General features: G+C 44.8%; 16 protein-coding genes. 10 read left to right on the top strand and 6 right to left on the bottom strand.

Annotated features, from left to right (window positions below; all coding sequences use genetic code 11):
* Nucleotides 1–90: 90 nt before the first annotated feature.
* The gene (locus HMPREF9448_RS04105; RefSeq protein WP_008861331.1) at nucleotides 91–2496 is read right to left on the bottom strand and encodes a TonB-dependent receptor; all 2406 of its coding nucleotides are present in this window, start codon (nucleotides 2494–2496) and stop codon (nucleotides 91–93) included.
* A 125-nt stretch (nucleotides 2497–2621) separates the two neighbouring features.
* Entirely contained in the window at nucleotides 2622–3416 is a 795-nt protein-coding gene (gene zupT / locus HMPREF9448_RS04100; protein ID WP_040295958.1) for a zinc transporter ZupT, read from the bottom strand.
* 208 nt (nucleotides 3417–3624) lie between these two features.
* Between zupT and HMPREF9448_RS04095 the strand changes: the two genes are divergently transcribed.
* Genes HMPREF9448_RS04095 through HMPREF9448_RS04085 form a run of 3 tightly spaced genes read left to right on the top strand, consistent with a single transcriptional unit; the run spans nucleotide 3625 to nucleotide 5081 of the window.
* Nucleotides 3625–4176, top strand: coding sequence for an RNA polymerase sigma factor (locus HMPREF9448_RS04095; protein ID WP_008861329.1), 552 nt, complete (start codon nucleotides 3625–3627; stop codon nucleotides 4174–4176).
* A 43-nt stretch (nucleotides 4177–4219) separates the two neighbouring features.
* The gene (locus HMPREF9448_RS04090) at nucleotides 4220–4588 is read left to right on the top strand and encodes a hypothetical protein (protein ID WP_008861328.1); all 369 of its coding nucleotides are present in this window, start codon (nucleotides 4220–4222) and stop codon (nucleotides 4586–4588) included.
* 13 nt (nucleotides 4589–4601) lie between these two features.
* The gene (locus HMPREF9448_RS04085; protein ID WP_008861327.1) at nucleotides 4602–5081 is read left to right on the top strand and encodes a hypothetical protein; all 480 of its coding nucleotides are present in this window, start codon (nucleotides 4602–4604) and stop codon (nucleotides 5079–5081) included.
* 65 nt (nucleotides 5082–5146) lie between these two features.
* Here the strand turns inward: HMPREF9448_RS04085 and HMPREF9448_RS04080 are convergent, their stop codons facing one another.
* Both HMPREF9448_RS04080 and HMPREF9448_RS04075 read right to left on the bottom strand, forming a co-directional pair.
* The gene (locus tag HMPREF9448_RS04080) at nucleotides 5147–7264 is read right to left on the bottom strand and encodes a S8 family serine peptidase (RefSeq protein WP_008861326.1); all 2118 of its coding nucleotides are present in this window, start codon (nucleotides 7262–7264) and stop codon (nucleotides 5147–5149) included.
* A gap of 10 nt (nucleotides 7265–7274) precedes the next feature.
* Nucleotides 7275–8279: a hypothetical protein gene (locus tag HMPREF9448_RS04075; RefSeq protein ID WP_008861325.1), complete on the bottom strand. Its 1005-nt coding sequence runs from the start codon at nucleotides 8277–8279 to the stop codon at nucleotides 7275–7277.
* Between the two features lie 125 nt (nucleotides 8280–8404).
* On the opposite strand from HMPREF9448_RS04075, the gene HMPREF9448_RS04070 reads away from it, so the two are divergent.
* The 4 genes from HMPREF9448_RS04070 (at nucleotide 8405) to HMPREF9448_RS04055 (ending at nucleotide 15089) form a co-directional block, all read left to right on the top strand.
* Entirely contained in the window at nucleotides 8405–9484 is a 1080-nt protein-coding gene (locus HMPREF9448_RS04070; protein ID WP_008861324.1) for a hypothetical protein, read from the top strand.
* 208 nt (nucleotides 9485–9692) lie between these two features.
* A complete protein-coding gene (locus HMPREF9448_RS04065; RefSeq protein WP_040295873.1) occupies nucleotides 9693–12671 on the top strand; it encodes a SusC/RagA family TonB-linked outer membrane protein in 2979 nt (992 codons plus the stop codon).
* 19 nt (nucleotides 12672–12690) lie between these two features.
* Nucleotides 12691–14295, top strand: a complete 1605-nt coding sequence (locus HMPREF9448_RS04060) for a RagB/SusD family nutrient uptake outer membrane protein (RefSeq protein WP_008861322.1) — start codon at nucleotides 12691–12693, stop codon at nucleotides 14293–14295.
* Nucleotides 14296–14315: 20 nt separating this feature from the next.
* Nucleotides 14316–15089, top strand: coding sequence for a SusE domain-containing protein (locus HMPREF9448_RS04055; protein ID WP_008861321.1), 774 nt, complete (start codon nucleotides 14316–14318; stop codon nucleotides 15087–15089).
* Nucleotides 15090–15261: 172 nt separating this feature from the next.
* Here the strand turns inward: HMPREF9448_RS04055 and HMPREF9448_RS04050 are convergent, their stop codons facing one another.
* Nucleotides 15262–15699 carry a DUF2867 domain-containing protein gene (locus tag HMPREF9448_RS04050; protein ID WP_008861320.1) on the bottom strand — a complete coding sequence of 146 codons (438 nt, stop codon included), beginning with the start codon at nucleotides 15697–15699 and terminating at the stop codon, nucleotides 15262–15264.
* Nucleotides 15700–15705: 6 nt separating this feature from the next.
* Complete coding sequence (locus HMPREF9448_RS04045) at nucleotides 15706–16512, bottom strand: KilA-N domain-containing protein (RefSeq protein WP_008861319.1); 807 nt, start codon at nucleotides 16510–16512, stop codon at nucleotides 15706–15708.
* A 373-nt stretch (nucleotides 16513–16885) separates the two neighbouring features.
* Here HMPREF9448_RS04045 and HMPREF9448_RS04040 point away from each other — a divergent pair, with 373 nt between their 5' ends.
* From HMPREF9448_RS04040 to HMPREF9448_RS04030, 3 genes are read left to right on the top strand one after another with little or no spacing between them, the layout of a single operon-like run.
* Nucleotides 16886–17452 (top strand): manganese efflux pump MntP, encoded by a 567-nt coding sequence (locus tag HMPREF9448_RS04040; RefSeq protein WP_008861318.1) that lies wholly within the window; start codon nucleotides 16886–16888, stop codon nucleotides 17450–17452.
* A 6-nt stretch (nucleotides 17453–17458) separates the two neighbouring features.
* A complete protein-coding gene (locus tag HMPREF9448_RS04035; protein WP_008861317.1) occupies nucleotides 17459–18481 on the top strand; it encodes an FAD:protein FMN transferase in 1023 nt (340 codons plus the stop codon).
* A gap of 17 nt (nucleotides 18482–18498) precedes the next feature.
* Entirely contained in the window at nucleotides 18499–18939 is a 441-nt protein-coding gene (locus HMPREF9448_RS04030) for a DUF1648 domain-containing protein (RefSeq protein ID WP_008861316.1), read from the top strand.
* The last annotated feature ends 21 nt before the right edge of the window (nucleotides 18940–18960 follow it).

Below are 18960 nucleotides of genomic sequence, written 5' to 3'. Positions count from 1 at the left end.
TTGCCGTATTCCGTAGCCTCATGGGGTGTTGCGTTAGCGGTATGAGGGAGACCCGCGGAACAAAGTTCTGCGGAGAGGGGTTAAGGAGAATTAAAACTTAATGGTGATATCTGCGCCGAATGTAATCGGGCGGCCGCACTGTACGAAGCTGTTGGGCGTAGACAAGTTCTCGGCATTCATGGTCTCGAAGTAGAACGCCTGATAATGTTGATTCAGCAGATTTTTCCCCCATAGTTTCAAATCGGCATATTTCCCCGAAAGGATAATCGATGCATTTACCAGCCCATAAAAGTTTTGCGCAGCATCGTTGGCTTCGGTCCAGTATATTTTCCCTCGGCCGAGGTATTGCAGATCGAAAGTCAAGTCGGTCTCTTTGTCTAAGGGCAGGGTGTAAGCGCCCGATAGGGCGAGCGTATGAGCCGGTGCAAAAGGGACGAAATTGTTTTTGTAGTCGTTTTTCCCGTCGTTGTATTCTTGGAAGGTAGCATGGGTGTAACCGTAGGTCGCCGAGAGTAACAGCCGGTTGGTCGGGGTGGCTCGCAGCGAAGCCTCCAATCCGTAACTGGCGGTACGTCCCGAATTTTTGGTGATGCGGCCATATCCGCTTACAGCAGCTATTTGCTGATCGTGGCAATCGATGTAGAATAAAGATAAATCGGCAAACAGTCGATGGTCGATTAACTGGGAACGGCCGCCTATTTCGTAATTCCAGCTATGTTCGGGTTTATACGAGATGGCTTGGTTCACGTCGGTCGTGTTTTCGAAGGCAGGCATTCCGGCAGCACTGCGGCCCGGTGTGGGACGACCTCCGTTTCCACCGCTACCCATGTTCTTCATCAGTTCGCTCATCATGCTGGACCGGATTTGGGATTGTATCAAGTTGGAGAACATCTGGAAATTGTATCCTCCCGACCGGTAACCGCGGGTTGCCGAGGCGTAGACGAAACTTTTATTGCCGATAGCGTATTTCACTTCGAATTTGGGAGACAGTTCTATCGTGTTCATCGACTCCTTTCCATCGATGCCGAGGGGTAGGATAAAAGGCTGTTGAATCGACATCGGGGGGCGATTACCCATATTGATCGTGACGTTGGCACGCCCTGTGAGATCTTCGGTCGCATGGGTGTGATGGTAAATGCGGGTATGTTCGTAGTCTATTCGTAAGCCTACGGTGGCCGATAAACCGTCGATAAAAATACGATTGAGCGTAGCTTGTCCGAAGGCGGCAGCACCGTAGGTCGGTGTTTTGTAAATGCCGTCGATATACAGGTTGCGGTTATCTATATCTATTGTAATATCGGGCATTCCCGCTAATGCAGGGTTCTGTTTGAGAGCCGCCAGTTGGTCGTTGGTCTGTTTGGTGATGAGCAAATCTATCCCGTCTTGTCTGAAATCTACTGGGCCGTTCGTATGGGTTTGTTGATAAAACCCGAATAAGCCTCCTACCCACTCCCAACGTTTGCCTTTGTGCGATTTGACGGCAAATTCCTGTGAAACCGCATGCATTTTTTGTTTTTGTTGTAATGTAAATATGGAGCGGAGAGTAAAGTCTTGGTCCAAATGCATATCGTCGTCGAGGAATTGATAACCCGTCGTCGATGTGAAGATGAATCGGTCGTGGAGATATTGAACCGACAGACCCGACGTGAATATATCGCGACGATACGAGGCTTCGTCGTTGTAACTGATGCTGCCGGTCTTTTTCAGGGTTTTGTCATAACCGGCATATGGGTATCCCTGTTGGTCGCTACCCTCGTAGTCACCGCTGAAACTCAACTTCCAATGCCTGTTTACCCGCCAGTCTAATTGTACTCTTCCACCGCCCGACCGGGTACTTCCGCTATTTTGTCGGGTATATTCGTTTTTGAAGTAGCCGTCGTCCTGTCGGTAGCGGGCATTTATCGAGAATGCGAAATCGTCGGTAAGTTTTTGGCTGGTAGTAGCGGCGACTCCCCATAAGTTGTAATTCCCGAAACTCAATTTTATTTTCGAGCCCTGTTTTTCCAAAGGCGAGAGAGTCTTTATGTTCACGAGTCCCGCCATAGTATTCCTTCCGTAGAGAGTCCCTTGCGGTCCTTTCAAGACTTCGATACTTGCAATATCGATGAAGTCGAAATCGAAAGTGCTTTTATCCAGATAGGGAACGTTATTGACGTAGAGGCCTACGGCGGGAGAGTTGATTCGGGAACCTATACCCCGTATGTAGGCCGAGGAAATGAGTTTGGAGCCATAATCGGGAATAAACAGATTGGGAACGATGGTAGAAATATCCTTGACCGAACGGATATTCATTTCGTCGAGATTGCCCGTGTTGAGATAAGAGATGGAACCGGGGAACTCGAACAGTTTCGAATCCCATTTGGGGTTACTGATGATAGTAATGGCATTCAGGTTATATATGCGGTTTCCCAAAGAATCGGTAATCGCCGGTATCGGTTTACCGGTTGCAAGAAATGGTAAAGTTCCCAAGATGAACGCGAGCAGAAAATTTTTCATAAGATTTGTTTAACTGTTGAAAGAGCGAGTCTCTCTTTGAATTTTTGCACAAAGTAACAAGAGAAAAATTTTCTTTACAATCATCAATAGTAGTGATTTTTCGAGGGCGGGATATTATCCGGGTGTTAGATGAAAAACAGGAGGCTGGCGGCCATGACTGCCATGCCGGTGATGACGCCTCCTATGCCGTAGTGATGATGACCGTATTTTTCGGCTCCCGGCAGCAGCTCATCGAATGAAATGAACACCATAATACCCGATACGAATGCCAATAGAAGCGCGTGAATCGTGGGAGTCCAAAAAGGTAACAGAAACAGGAATCCGATGAGTGCGCCTACCGGCTCGGCCATACCGGAAAGCAGGGAATACCAAAATGCTTTCTTGTGGCTGCCCGTCGCTTGATAGATGGGTACGGAGACAGCGATACCTTCCGGTATGTTGTGAATGGCAATGGCTATGACGATGGGAATAGCTATGTCGATGTTGCCCAGTGCCGATGCGAATGTAGCGAGTCCTTCCGGGAAATTATGGATACTGATAGCCAGTGCCATCAGTATTCCGGTACGGTGCAATCGTTGTTGTCCCGATAGTTCTTCCACGCGGTGGATTTCATGTGGATTCTCGTCTTCGGGAATCAAGAAGTCTATCAATGCGATAAACGATGTCCCCGAGAAAAATGCGATCAGCATGTAGATATTAGACATGCGTGGGCTGAAATTCTCGCTGAGCATACCCAATGCCTCTGGCATCAATTCCATGAACGATATATATATCATTACTCCGGCCGAGAACCCCAATGCCGCAGAAAGAAATTTCGTATTGGTTCGCTTGGCGAAAAATGCAATGAGGCTTCCCACTCCGGTCGATAGGCCGGCTATCATCGTGAGGAGAAATGCCAAGAGTATAGAATTTATTTCCATATTTTCGAGATTGTATAAAACCGTAAAGGAAAACCGCACTATCCTCTTGTCGGGGGATTGTCCGTTTCCTTCGTGGTTTTTCGGAAACAAAGGTAATGTATTAAAACATTATGAAGTTCACCGAATAATAAAAATAACAAAAAAGAATGAAATATGTTAGGAATAAACCGTTGGCTCTACGTATCTTTACCCGCTGAAAAGAGAGAATATGCAAGATTATAACGAAGATATTGTTATCGAGCAGTTACAGAACCCGGCGACTGTGCGGCAGGCATTCGCACGGGTCGTAGCCCGGTATAGTGAGCCGTTATATTGGCAGATTCGAAAAATGGTACTTTCGCACGACGATGCCAATGATTTATTGCAAAATACATTCTTAAAAGCATGGGGAAGTATCGAGTATTTCAGAGGGGATGCCAAATTGTCGACTTGGCTTTATCGTATTGCAGTGAATGAGGCATTGACTTTTCTGGCACGGGAACGAGAACGACGGAATCTTACGGCCGACGATACCGATGATTTCCTGCTCTCTCATGTAGAGAGCGACGAATATTTCGACGGAGATCGTGCACAGAGGCTTTTGCAAGAGGCGGTTTTGCAACTTCCGGAGAAACAACGCCTCGTTTTTAATATGCGCTATTTCGACGAAATGAAATACGAAGATATGTCCGAAATTCTGGGAACATCGGTGGGTGCATTGAAAGCATCGTATCACCATGCGGCGAAAAAAATAGAGGAATATCTGCAAGATCATGTTTAAACCTTTTCATTATTTTCGTGTCTAACAAACAAAAGGTGAAGCTATGGAAAAGAAAACTCCCCTGTTAGATGAAATCGGTAGGAAGCACGGTATGAAAGTGCCCGGCAATTATTTTGCCGATTTCACCGAAAAGATGACGGAAAGTTTGCCGGAAAGGGAATTTCCCGAACTCGTGCAAACTTCGTTATGGCTTCGGGTAAGACCGTGGATTTATATGGCAGCCATGTTTGCCGGTATATGGCTTATGATGAAAATGTTTACGGGAATATTCTCGGTGGAAAAAGGAGAAACTCCTGATATGGAAATGACGGCTTCGGCGACAGATGGAAGTACGATAGAAGACGAGTGGATCGCTTATTATGTCGATGATTACACGGCTTATGAAATGCTCTATACCGATAGCGATTATTAAAGGAGAAGTAGTTATGAAGAAAATAATTTTATTATTATCGGCCGTTTTATTGTGGGCATTGCCCGTTTCGGTTTCGGCACAGAATAAGAATAACGACAAGGCGAAGCAACAGCGAAAAGAACAGTTTGACCGGTTCTGTAAATTCCGTCGGGATTTTATGATGAAACAGATCGGGCTTTCCGAACAAGAGGCGAAACAGTTCTTTCCCTTGTATGAAGAGATGGAAGGAAAAAAATGGACGGTAGACAGGGAGGCTCGAACTTTTGCTCGGAAAATAGTACGTTCGGAAACGGCTGTTTCAGATGTCGAGTATGAAAAAGCGGCCGAAGTTTTACTGGAAAAGGACGAGAAGTTGGCAAAGATAGATCGGGAATATTACGACAAGTTCAAAACCTTTCTGTCGAATGAAAAATTATTTAAATTCAAAAATGCCCAAATGAAATTCCCGAGAGCCATGATGAAATGGCATGGCGGGAAACATCATCATGAGTAATAATGTAATGTATAGGATAATGAAGAAAGGGAGAAGTTTTTTTGATCTTCTCCCTTTCTTTTTATTTATGGTACAAATATCTTTTCCGAAAAACCGTTTATATGAAGGATATACAATCCGGTATTCAATCCGAGTTCTCTCCATTCGATTCGGGTTCCGGGCTCGACATCTGTTTTATCGGAGTATCTTATGATTCCGTCCGGGGTCGATAATATGAGGTTTATTTTACCCGCTTGCGATGTGAATAAAATTCCGTCTCGATAAAGTTTGTATAGTTTGTCTGTCGACAAGTTGTCGATAGCGCTCGGTGAAAGCACCTCTTTGATTCCGGCGAGAGCGTCTATTTTCCCGTATCCGTAAATGGAGTTGGGACATGCTCCTGTATGGGAATCTTGGCGGGCAGTCTTTTTCAAAATCAGTTGTATATCTTCGGGAGATAGTTCTGGATTTGCTTCTAACCATGTGGCAATGACTCCGGCGACAAAGGGCGAGGCTTGCGATGTTCCCGTCATTTGTCCCCAATAATAGCTTTTCCCGTTTATCGTTGCCCGGGCGACAGTGTTGGCGCTACTCTCCTTATAGTAATCGGAGTAAGAAGATACGGCGCTGAAAATCATTCCTCCCGGAGCCGTCACGTCGGGCTTTACTCGGCCGTCCGAAGCCGGACCTCGGCTCGAAGTGTAGTTGATTTTATTCAACGGGTAATCGATCAACATGGACTGTTTCTTTCCCGAAAAATTTGTCCATACGTTTCGGGTTGTATAGTTTCCGACAGAAATGGTTCTCTTTCCTGTTCCTCCCAATTCCCCTAATGTACGGTCGGCATCGAAATTGACATGTGTACTTTTCCCGTTGTCGGTGAACTGTCCGCTGTTTTTGTCGGTCCAGAGATCGATGTGTTGGGTTTCGCCCGTTACTCCTATTTGTATGTCGTAACCTTTTAGATTGAGATTATTCAAGGCGACTCTATACATGCGCCTCGTGTTGTTCCACAATTCGGTATAGTAGGCGATTTCTCCGCCTTCCGAATAGTTGAAGTCGGCAGGGACGGAAAACGATTGGTCCGTACCGTTCGAGGTACAACTCCATACGGTTTCGCCTTGCGAGTCGGTTAACGAAACGGTAACGGTAAACCCGTCCGATTCACCCCAAACTTCGAATGTGTTGGCGGCATATCCCGATGGTTTGAAAAATGTCAGTACAGGAGCCTCTGCATTGTTGAGTTCCATCGAAGCATGAGTTTTGTTTTTGGCATCGTTCCCGATGGAGCCGACCAGAATTTTTCCTTTTCCCAGCATGGCATCGATGGCTTGATCGAAAAGCGAAGTCCCGTCGTGCGGCCCGTAAGAAGTATTTAGGCTAATGTTGACTACGGCCGGTTTGTCTATCGAGTCGGCATAGTTGAATACATATTTAATACCATTCAGAATATCGGTATCTTCCAATGTCGATCCTACCATTACTAAGTCGGCATCATAAGCTACTCCGTAATAGGGATTCTTGTCGAGTGTCGTGGACTCCGAGGTCGCTATTGTCCCGAAATAACCGCCACCGGCTATTCCGGCTACATGGGTTCCGTGTGTTTGCTCTTCGTTGTCAGTCCCTTCGGCAAGAATATTTTCTTTATCCGACAGTAGTTTGTTATCGATTTGATTCCAGAATCTTGCGATTCGGAGGGTCTCGCTGTCAGACGAGCGGAAGGCCGGGTGAGTTACGTCGAATCCAGAGTCTACAAACCCCAATACGACATTCTTTCCGGTATAGGGAGATGAAAGAGACTCCCCGTTTTGTACCAGTACTACGTTCGTTTCTGTACGTGCTTCATCTAAGGATAAAGATGCTTTTCGAGGAAGCTCGGCTCTTTTTACGAAGTCAGAGTCTAAAAAACGAGACAATTCCGACGGTGAAATACATATCGTGTAGAATCCGTTTCCCAATGACACATACGATAAAACGCCACATTCCAGTAAATCGTTTCCGGTCGTACGTTCATCGCATTGAACGAGGAGTCGCAGATCTTTATCCTGTCTGGATAATTTTTCCAATCGATTGTCAGTGCGAATTAATTGATCGAGCGTTTGGCGCGATGAGGCCGATAGTTTTTCGTTGGCTGCAAAACACGTCATGCTGTTGAGGAATAAGATTCCGCAGAACAGCATGACGTAAATATAGATTCGATTCATAAAACTTTATTTATAGGGCACAAATTTTGAAAACAGCATTCCCTACTTTTACTATATAAATTTTACCCGGGATAAACGGGAAGTCATATCGACCGTTATTTACAAGCCCTTGATTTATCAATCGACCGTCTGTTTCGTAAATAGTAATAGGTTGAACGGAAGTATCGTTTATCGAAAAACCTTGTCTGGTAACCGTCAGTTCCAACTTTTCGTTTTGGGTATTTTCAATTCCGGTAGAATTATACACGACTGCAACGTCATCGATTTGCAGATAATTTCCTTCGGCAACTTCAAGCGGTTTTTCCGGTTTTTTACTGAGGTAGTTGGATGCACAGAACACGATGTTCATTTTTTCGGGAATCTCTTGTGATGTATAATCGATAGAGATTTCTTTGGTCTCGAAAGCATCTATATCGTTATCGATGGTCAATTCTCCCGACCCTATCAAGGTAGCACCCGCATTCCCGGCGAGAACAGCGCTCATTTCGTCGGTATGGTTGGCTCCGCTGATATCGGTCGACTCGGCCGAGCCCTTCCATAGATAGACTTTGATATGGGCAGCATCGTCTATGTCGCTTGTAGGAGCATTGTAGTATTGGGCTTTGAAGGTGATTTTACTGGGACGTCCCGTAAATTCTACACCTCCGTCTACACCCAAGTCCCCTGTTGCAGCTGTGAAATAAGTGGTGTTTACATATATCCACGGAGTTCCTAATGAGAGGATTCCCGGAATGACGTAACCCGTTTTGGTTCCCCACATAATACTGCCTGCGAAAGTGTTTTCGATGGTGGGGTAGGCATTGGTGTCGTCTCCACTTTTGGAAACTGTTCCGGCTTTCATCGATGTGAAACCGCTAATATTGGAATATAATGCATGCCAGCCTACGGGTTGTACTTTCTGGTTACCTCCGTCGCTTTCCCAAGCTCCGTTAAAGTCGTCTCCTGAGAAATTTTCACTATGTGCCGTTAGAGAAAATAGGGCACAGCAACTTAAAATAAGATAAAAATTCTTCATAATCCGATTTGTTTAAATGACTTTGAGTATAATATTATATTTTTGTATCGGCAAAGTAAAGAAAAAAATGTAATAATGGAAAGAGAAGAAGGAAAATAGTAGTAATTATTAAAGTTTTAAGAAGTATGAGAAAGAAATTTGCTTGGTTTTTCTGTATATTTATGTCATCTCTTGTTTTATTATCATGTAGTGAGGATAATAAAAAAGGTGAAGAACCCGGGGACGGTACGGGAGGAGGAACTCCTGAGGGGGATACTAAAACTTATTTTGAAACGACCTATTCCGATTTGTCTGCTTACGTTGACAAAGATGTGAGCGAGATATGGGCTGCTGTGGGAAATGCTTCGAAAGATGAGGAAAATAATATCCTGTATGTGCAGGATCAAAAAGGCAATCGATACAAAGCGACGTTTAAACTCGATGGAACGATGATTGCTACCATAGAAATGGTTTTGACCGGAAGTTCCGAAAACAAAGGGATTGAAGTGTGGGAAAGTATGATATCTTCTTTCCGGGATTATAAATTAGGGACTTTCCTCGGTACGAAATTTAAAGATTACGCTACGGGCGAGGGAGGTATCAAACAAACCACAGAAGAGACGATTCCGTTGTTGACTCTGGAAGCCAATACGTTGATATATCCTGTATTCGGCATACAGAAAAAAGTGTATTGTTGTCCTATCATGGATAAGGATAAATTCCGTGTAGAAATGTGCCGCAATTATTTACCTCTCGATTTTAGTACATTGGGTAAGTATGTGGGTGCGAATATCGATGAAACTCTGCAAGAGTTCTATGCGATCAGCAATAAAATACTTTTCGGGACGGCGATGGCATATCTCTATTTCGATAGTGCGATCGATTTGAAGGGTAATAACTATACGGTTAATTTCGATTCCGACAAAACATTGGAAACCGTTTTGGAAATTTCGGCATATATTCCTGAAAACGAACAAACTATCGATCGTTGGAAAGACCTCTTGCAAAACTATGCCGATTATAAGTTAGGCACGTTGAAAGAAATGTATGTGACCGATGCTTTCGGCGATAAGGTACAAGACTTGGCCGATGCGCAAGCGGCGTTCGATTTGTATGAGTCTAACGGTCGTAATAACGGGATCATTGCTCGTTTTGAGACGGCTTATGGTAACAATTCTCTCATATTGAATAAAGACTATTGTTATATTCTTGTTAGGAAAAGTTAGGCAGTCGATTGTATGGAAACAAAGAACGCTCGGGGTAATTCCCGAGCGTTCTTTGTTTTTTAAGGGAAATAATCTTAGCGAGCAAACAAAACAGCAAAGGTGTTGTTCTATGAGATACAGACGGTACAAACGCTTGTGGGGAGAGCTTCGCTCTTTTGGAGCAATCGGGGTCAATCGTCTATGAGTTCAACCATCAAAAGTATCTGATATGAGAAAAGTTTGTGAAAAACTACACATGAAAATCCGGTCAGGGTTGCTGTTAGGATTATGTTGCCTGTCGTGGTCGCTATCGGCGCAACGTATGGCCGTGCAAGGGACGGTAGTCGATAGTTCGGGAGAGCCGGTTATCGGGGCGAATGTCATTGTTCGGGGATCGTCTGCGGGCGTAGCGACCGATCTCGATGGGCGGTTCCGTCTCGATGTGGTTCCCGATGCTACTCTCGTAGTTTCCTATTTGGGATACAATACGCAGGAGGTTCCGGTAAACAATCGTTCGCAGATAACGATCGTTTTGCAGGAAAACGCTGTGGCTTTGCAAGAAGTCGTGGCGATAGGTTATGGAACTGTCCGCAAGAGCGATGCCACAGGGTCGGTTACTTTGGTGAAACCCGATGAGATAAATGCAGGTTTAGCGACTTCTGCACAAGATTTGTTGGTCGGGAAGACACCGGGTGTAGTAGTCACTCTCAACGGCGGTAAACCCGAGGGTGGCGCCGATATCCGTATTCGTGGAGGTTCATCGCTCAATGCGACGAACGACCCTTTGATCGTTATCGACGGTGTTCCTGTCGATAATTCGGGAGTGACCGGAATGTCCAATTCGCTATCCATGATTTCTCCCGATAATATCGAGTCGTTCACGATATTGAAAGATGCTTCGGCAACGGCCATTTATGGGTCGAGGGCATCGAACGGAGTTATCATTATTACGACGAAACGGGGACAGTCGGGAAAACCGCAAATCAATTTTACGGCCAATATGTATGTGAATACACCTCGTAATAAAGTGGGGGTACTCGACGGAGACCAATTCCGTCAGGTGATAACCGATTATTACGGAGAAGGGAGCCCGGCTTATAATTTATTGGGGACGGCCAATACGAATTGGCAGGACGAAATTTTGCGGACGTCGGTCAGTAGCGATTATAATCTGAGTGTAGGTGGAACGTATAAAATTCTGCCGTATCGGGTTGCGGTGAGCTATACCAATCAGAATGGTATTTTGAAAACCTCTGCTATGGATAGGGTGACGGCTTCGATAACGTTGAATCCCAAATTTTTCGACAATACGTTGAGTGTGACGGCCAATGTGAAGGGCTTTTATATGCACAACCGTTTTGCCGACGAAGGTGCTATCGGTGGCGCGGTATCCTTCGACCCGTCGCAATCGGTACGGGTCGATAACCTGCCCATCGGTAACGGATATTTTACATGGTTGAAACCCGGAACCGACGAATTTATAGGTATCGCACCCGTAAATCCGGTATCGCTTATCGACGAACGGTCCATGAAAGCCGATGTCTATCGCAGCGTGGGTAACTTGCAGCTCGATTATGTAATGCCTTTTTTGCCGGCGTTACATGCCAACTTGAATTTAGGATACGATGTCTCTCATAGTATTCAACATAATCTCATGACTCCCGACTCCCCTCTTACTTACAAGGAGAATAAAAAAACAGGGCTGGGACAAGACGAACGGTTGAGGCAACTCAAACGGAATTTGTTGCTCGACTTCTATCTCAATTATAAACAGGATTTCGAGTCGATACATAGTAGGCTCGACGCTATGGCTGGATATTCGTGGCAACGTTTTTATAAAGATGGAGGAACCCGCACTACATTGATGCCCGATAAGGAACAATGGTTCGTCTCGTCCTATACCGACCATTTACAGTTGATTTCCTTCTTTGGGCGTGTGAATTATACCTATAAGGACACCTATCTGTTTACAGTCACATTACGTGGCGATGCGACATCTCGCTTTTCGAAAGATAACCGTTGGGGCGCATTCCCGGCCGTTGCGTTGGGGTGGAAAATTATCAACGAGCCTTTTATGGAACGGGCGACTTCGTTTATGAGCGAATTGAAGTTGAGGTTGGGCTATGGTATTACGGGACAGCAGGACATTAGCGACAGTTATTTCCCGTATATGCCGTTGTTTACGATCGGTTATCCTACGGCATCCTATCCGTTCGGCGACCAATATTATTATACGATACGTCCTAACGGCTATGACCCCAATATTAAATGGGAGGAGACTACGACGTGGAATGCCGGTATCGATTTCGGATTTTTGAATAATCGCATTACGGGATCGTTGGATTACTATTATCGCGAGACGAACGATTTGATTAGTCGTATTCCTGTTCCGGCAGGGTCCAACCTTACGAACGAGATATACACCAATGTGGGACGTTTGCGCAACGAGGGTATCGAATTCAATATTCAAGCAAAAGTTATCGATAATAAAGATTTTACTTGGGATTTGGGTATGAACGTCGCTTGGAACTCCAATAAAATAACCAAACTGAATAAAAGCGAGAGTGCCGATTATTACATTCCGGTAGGAGGTATAGGCGGAGGTACGGGCAATACCGTACAGGCTCATAAAGTAGGGTATCCGGCATACAGTTATTTATTGTATGAACAAGTATATGATGCCGATGGTAATCCCATCGAGGGATTGTATGCCGACCGTAACGGCGACGGGGTCATAGACGAATCGGACAAATATATTCACCACAGCCGTGACCCGAAAGTCGTTATCGGTATCAACTCGACCATGAATTGGAAAAATTTCGATTTCGGAATCTCTTTGCGGGCCAACTTGGGCAATTATGTTTATGACAACGTATTATCTCAAAATTCGATATATAGCGCGATGTACAACAGCGCAGGTTTCCTGAGCAATATCATGCGGCGTGGGGCGAAATTCGAAACCCAGCAATACATGAGCGATTATTATTTGAAGAATGCCGGATTTCTGCGTTGCGACAACATTTCGCTGGGATATACTTGGAAACACCTGTTGGACGATGCGTTGCGGCTGAGAGTTTACGGTGCGGTACAAAATCCTTTTGTCATTACCAAATACAAGGGGCTCGACCCGGAAGTTTTTTCGGGTATAGACAATAATGTTTATCCTCGGCCCACGACCTATACGTTGGGTGTCGTTTTGACCTATTAACCTCTAAAAATACAAAAATATGAAGTCTTTTATATATAAATGTTTTATAGGCGGGAGCGTCGCTCTTTCGATGACTTTGTCTTCCTGTTTGGGCGATCTCGATTTGAAACCTATCGACGATAACGTGATACAGTTGTCCGACTTTAAGGACAATCCGCAATATTACACGCAGTTGTTAGCCAAAGTATATGCCGGTTTGGCCGTGTCGGGGCAAGAGGGCCCTGCCGGTAATCCCGATATACAAGGGTTCGACGAGGGACAGGCGCAATACCTGCGGGCCTATTGGAATTTGCAGGAACTGCCTACCGACGAAGCCGTGTTAGGTTGGAACGATGCTGGACTACCCGAACTGAGTATGTCCACATGGTCGGCAGCCAACGGTTTTGTATATGTCATGTATAGCCGCGTGTTTTTTCAGATAGCTTTATGTAACGACTTTTTACGCAATACGACCCCGACAGCGCTGGCTGCCAATGATGTCCCCGAAGATGTCGCTGCTCAGATACAGACCTATCGGGCCGAGGCTCGGGTGTTGCGGGCTCTTTCCTATTGGCATGCTATCGATCTGTTCGGTGCGGTCTCTTTTGTGACTGAGGAGAATAAAATCATGGAGGCTCCCAAGCAGAAGTCGAGAGCCGAGATATATCAATTTATATTGGACGAGTTGAATGCCGTAGAAGAGTCTATTCCTTTACAACCTCAGTATGGGAGGGTAGGACGCGATGCCGTCAATATGATTCGGGCGAAACTCTATCTCAATGCTGCGGTTTATACCGGTACGCCGCAATACGGATTGTGTGCCGCCGAGTGTGAAAAAATAATCGCTCGGCACAATACCGGGACGAATCATGGATTGGCCGAAACGTATAAATACTTGTTCGGCGGCGATAACGACCGTTATGCGAGGGGCGGCAATGAAAGCGAAATACTTATGACTGTTCCTTTTGATAGCGATTCGATTCGTTCGTACGGGGGTACGATGTATCTCACCGTAGGCTCGTATGGAGGTAAAATCTCGGCGAGAAATTATGGGGTAAACGATGCTTGGGCCGGCCCCCGTTCTACCTCTACGCTGGTACTTTCATTCTCTCCGCAAGACGAGCGTTATGCCTTTTTCAGCGAAGGAGCGAGTATTAACAATACCAACCTTTCTACCTATCAGGACGGTTATTCGGTCGTGAAGTTTACCAATCTGCTCTCTACCGATTGGGACAATGCAGCAGGCCGTGCCGAATCTTATCCCGATACCGATTTCCCCTTGTTCCGGCTGGCCGATGTCTATCTGATGTATGCCGAATGCGCATATCGGGGAGCTGCCGATCGGGAAACGGGGAGAACCTACATGAACTATTTGAGGGATAGGGCAGGCATGCCGCAATACGATTCGGTAGACGATATCACACTCGACGAAATTTTGCAGGAACGTATGCGTGAGCTTTATTGGGAAGGGCATCGTCGTACCGATTTGATTCGGTTCGAAAAATTCACCTCCGGTAATTATTTGTGGCCGTGGAAAGGAGGCGTATATGCCGGTAAATCGCTGGATACCAAATATAATCTATATCCTATTCCGGCAAAGGAAATCGCTGCCAACCCCGGCATACAACAAAACTATGGCTACTAACGGTAAAAAACGACAGAATTATGAAATCTTCTTTTATTAAATTATCCGTTTGGATAGGCTTGTCGGCACTTGTCGCCTGTAACGATGTGGATACTCCCAAATATGACTTGCAGGCTGCACCCGAACTGGCGCCTCTTGCACAACCGGCTTTGGTGTTGAACGAAGCCTCGTCGGGGTTTATAGCCGAGACATTCTCATGGTCGTCGGGAGACTATGGTTTCCCCGCCGCTCCCGTTTACACATTGGAGATAGATAACCGGAAAGATTTTCCCGATCCTATACAATTAGCCGAATCGAATACCGATTATGTTTCGGTGACTGTCGCCCGATTGAATATGGCGACTCTTATTCTGGACGGTCAACCGGGAGAACCTTGTGATTTGTTCGTCAGGGTAGTAGCCAAGTTGACAGCCGACCATACCGTCGCTTCTTCTCCTCGCGACATTACGGTGACGGCCTATGACGAACCTATCGTGTATCCCAAACTGTATGTCCCCGGTAATTATCAAAACTGGGATATTGCGGCAGCACCCGTGCTGCAATCCTATCGAATGAACAATCGGTATGAGGGATATGTCGATTTTGTGGTCGCTGGAAATCCCGATGCTGCGGTAGAATTTAAAATAACCACTTTGCCCGATTGGGCGCAGGGCGACCAGTATGGCGATGGAGGTCCCGGCCGATTGAAACTCGATGGGGAAAATATCTCATATACTCCGCAGGGTTATTATCTCATGCAGGTAGATTTGGATAAATTAACCTACAAATTGACTTCGTCCGAACCGGTCCCGTGAACCATCTGCACCGTGAGGTGTTTTCTATATATACTGTGTTATGTGTGTGATGGCGGAGGAAACGTAGCTTTGAACGGCTGCGCTTCCCCCGCTTTTTGGGTGAAGTGAAGATACCCACCCATGACGCAAAGGTGAAGCTATGACTGTTTTATCTCGTTAAAAGCAATATAATTTATCTGTAAAGAGATTTTTCAATATTGTTTTTTGCTCGTTGTAAGAGTGTCTTGCAAATTAAATTGTGAAACGGTTTGATTATGGCAAAATAACATTTCCCTAAATTATTATGGAATCTGACTTTTGTGCTGACAGATATGCGTTGATTATCACGTTCCATGCTCTCGGTCATAAACACAATTTCCAAATCAAGATGTTTATCATTTTTGCATACCGTTGCCATATTCTCGGATTCGATAAGCACCAAATCCGATAACTTTCTTTCTTTTTTCAATCCGAAAGGTCTCATCACGACATTACGGAACTTCATCAAAAGGGTTATCCATTTGGGGGCAGAAAAGAACAGTTCAGACAACTCTGCCGCACTTATAAATCTTTCAGTATGAATTATATCGCTGAATTCATCTGTATAATCGTAATTCTTGTCGCCTTTCATGATTCTTTATTTCAATAACTTACGGTTGTAATTATTGCCACTTTCCAATATGCTCATCTGATGAATGGCTATTTGGTTTAGTCTAACAAGACGTTTGCTCTGTGGCATACCTTGTTCGATGAATACAGCATTGAGATTCTCCATATTCGACAAGCAGATAAGTTCATTGATAGTAGCATAATCACGAATATTGCCTGTCAGTTCGGGGTTAGCTTCCCTCCATTGTTTTGCTGTCATACCAAACATCGCCACATTCAGTACGTCAGCTTCGTTTGCATAAATAATATTTGCTTGTACCGGTGTAACTTCCTGCGGGATAAGGTTTTGCTTTATGGCATCAGTATGTATGCGGTAGTTGATTTTAGATAATTCACGTTTGGCCGACCAACCGAGTTGCTGGTGTTCTTCTGCTTTTAGTCTCTGATACTCTTTAACAAGAAGTAATTGAAATTTAGGAGAAATCCACATGCCAAAATGATATGCTATATCCCGATGTGCATATGTGCCACCGTAGCGACCAGCCTTAGAACGAATGCCGATTGCACTGGTCCTTTCTATCCACGTTTTCACAGAAAGCACGAAATTGTTGCTCCCTGCCGCATTTTTAATTGTACCGAATTCGGTACAATTAAAATCGGGGTTATACAACATTTCCCATTCGCCAAGATATTCGATAGTGCTTTTAAGACTAAGCCAACGGAAGATAATATGCTCTTGCAATTGACTTTTTGCCATGTCTGTAAGGCTGATGTAGTCTTCTTCATTGTACTTGACAATGCTAATATCTGTATTTTGAACGGTAATTTTTGCCATTGTATTGTAATTGATGCAATGAGTTTCAATCACAAAAGTCGCTATAATTTGCGAGATTATGTCTTTTTTAATGGACTATTTGCAAAGATGAAATACAACAATTCGATTATTGGTATTGTCTTTCCCGACAATTATTTTAATTCTATATTAGAAAGAATTATTGAATAGTATTGTATTTCAAGTGTCTGAAATTCAATCTGTTAATAAATTATTGTCTTTGATTTTCAAATAATTCGCTAAAAGTTTATTCTTCAAATGGTTGTATCGAGCCGCCGAAAATCTAAAATATATTGAAATAGAGATATTGCCGATTTTTCTTCGATTATTCCGCTGTTTTTCGATAACTTTGCGCCGAAACATAATCAAATAACAAGTGTCATTATTCGAGCTTTTTGTTTTGGCTGTCGGGTTATGCATGGACAGCTTTGCCGTGTCGTTGACATCGGGTGTCCTTTTGAAGCCTTTTACGTTATCCCGTGTTTTGAAGATAGCCGCTTTTATGGCGGTTTTTCAGGGAGCTATGCCGCTTATCGGTTGGTTTTTGGGCATTGGGTTTAAGAATTATATAGAAGCCTACGATCATTGGGTAGCATTCGGCGTTTTACTCTTTTTGGGAATGAAAATGATTTATGAAGGCTGGCCCCGGAAAGGAGAGTCCGAACCCTGTTGCATCGATCCTGCCGATACGCGCACGTTGGTGGGTCTTTCGTTGGCTACGAGTATCGATGCTTTGGCCGTGGGTATTTCGTTTGCGTTTCTCAACATGACGATGATTACGCCCACGATAGTTATTGCCGGTGTCACATTTGCCTTTTCTTTGGTCGGGGTTTATATTGGTCGTCAGTTCGGTCGCCGTATACATAACTTTGCCGAGGTCGTCGGGGGAGTTATCTTGATAGGGATAGGCGTGAAAATCTTGTTGGAACATTTGTTTTTTTAGGAGGTTATGGATAAAAGATATGCTCGTTCGTGGTGGGCGGTCGTTCTGTTTTTGGTCGTGTTTCTGTCGACAAGTACCATACGTCGTTGTGGCAAGAACACATATCGATATGACGAGGGGCTGATATTCGGCACTTTTTACCACATAACCTATAAATATCCCGAATCGTTGTCCGAAGAAATCAAGAACCGGTTGTTGCAATTCGACGCTTCGCTTTCTCCGTTTAACGATACTTCTATTATTTCGCGGGTTAATCGCAACGAACCGGTCGAGACCGACCGGTGGTTCGAGCATGTGTTCAATGCTTCGCAGCGTATATACACACGCACGGGTGGGACGTTCGACCCTACCGTATCTCCGCTTGTCAATGCATGGGGATTCGGTTTTAAAAAAGGGGTTATTCCCGATTCTGTTCAGGTCGATAGCCTGTTGCGGCAAGTGGGTATGAATAAATTGGCTCTTGAAAATCATCGGGTATTAAAGTCCGATACTTGTATTACTCTCAATTTTTCGGCCATAGCCAAAGGATATGCCTGCGATGTGATAGGACAGTTATTGTTCGATAAGGGAATCGATGATTTTATGGTCGAAATAGGCGGCGAGGTATTCGCCCGTGGAAAAAATCCGGAAGGAAAAATGTGGCGAGTGGGGGTGAACCGTCCCACTATTGCCGATGGCGAAGCCGGAACGATCGAAGAAATCGTGCAGATAACCGATGCCGGATTGGCTACATCGGGTAATTATCGCAATTATCGTATGGTGGACGGAAAACGGATTGCACATACGATAGACCCCGTAACAGGTTATCCGGTACAACACACGTTGTTGAGTGCGACGGTAATGGCTCCCGACTGTATGACTGCCGATGCATATGCTACCGCTTTTATGGTTATGGGATTGGAACGCAGTAAGGCATTGGTCGATTCTTTGCCGGGGGTCGAGGCTCTGTTTCTCTATCAAAACGGTAGCGATACTACCCGGATAGATTATTGGGCAACGCCCGGAATGCGGGAAAAGATAGAGCGGTAGAATAATCTCTTGAAGCCATGAAAAAGCAGATAAAAGAAATACCCTCGATACTCTTCCTTATGATTTCTTTTGGAGTAGCCATTCGGGTAATGACCGGAGGAAAGGAAGAAGTCCCTTTGCACTGGAATGTCCGGGGCGAGATAGATTCGTGGGGCGACACGTGGACGATCGTTCTTCTTCCTGTCATCGCTTTGGCGTTGTATGGATTACTCACCCTTTTGCAACGTCGGCCTCAATGGTATAACTATCCCTGCAAAATAACCGATAAGGCAGGTGCATACAAACTCATGTCGGGTATGATAGGTCATATCAAGAACCTCGTTATGCTGCTCTTTCTCTATATTACGCTGTCTGTGGCGCAAATCATAGAGCTGAGTACCTGTGTGTTGCTACTTATCGCTCTTGCCATACCGTTCATAATTATTGTTATGTCCAAAAAATTCGAACGGTTTTCTTGAAACCGATTGCCGATGATTGTT

This window comes from Barnesiella intestinihominis YIT 11860 (genome assembly GCF_000296465.1).
Classification (GTDB): domain Bacteria; phylum Bacteroidota; class Bacteroidia; order Bacteroidales; family Barnesiellaceae; genus Barnesiella; species Barnesiella intestinihominis.
Note: the sequence above shows the minus strand (reverse complement) of the source record. Positions and strands in the feature narration are given on the sequence as shown.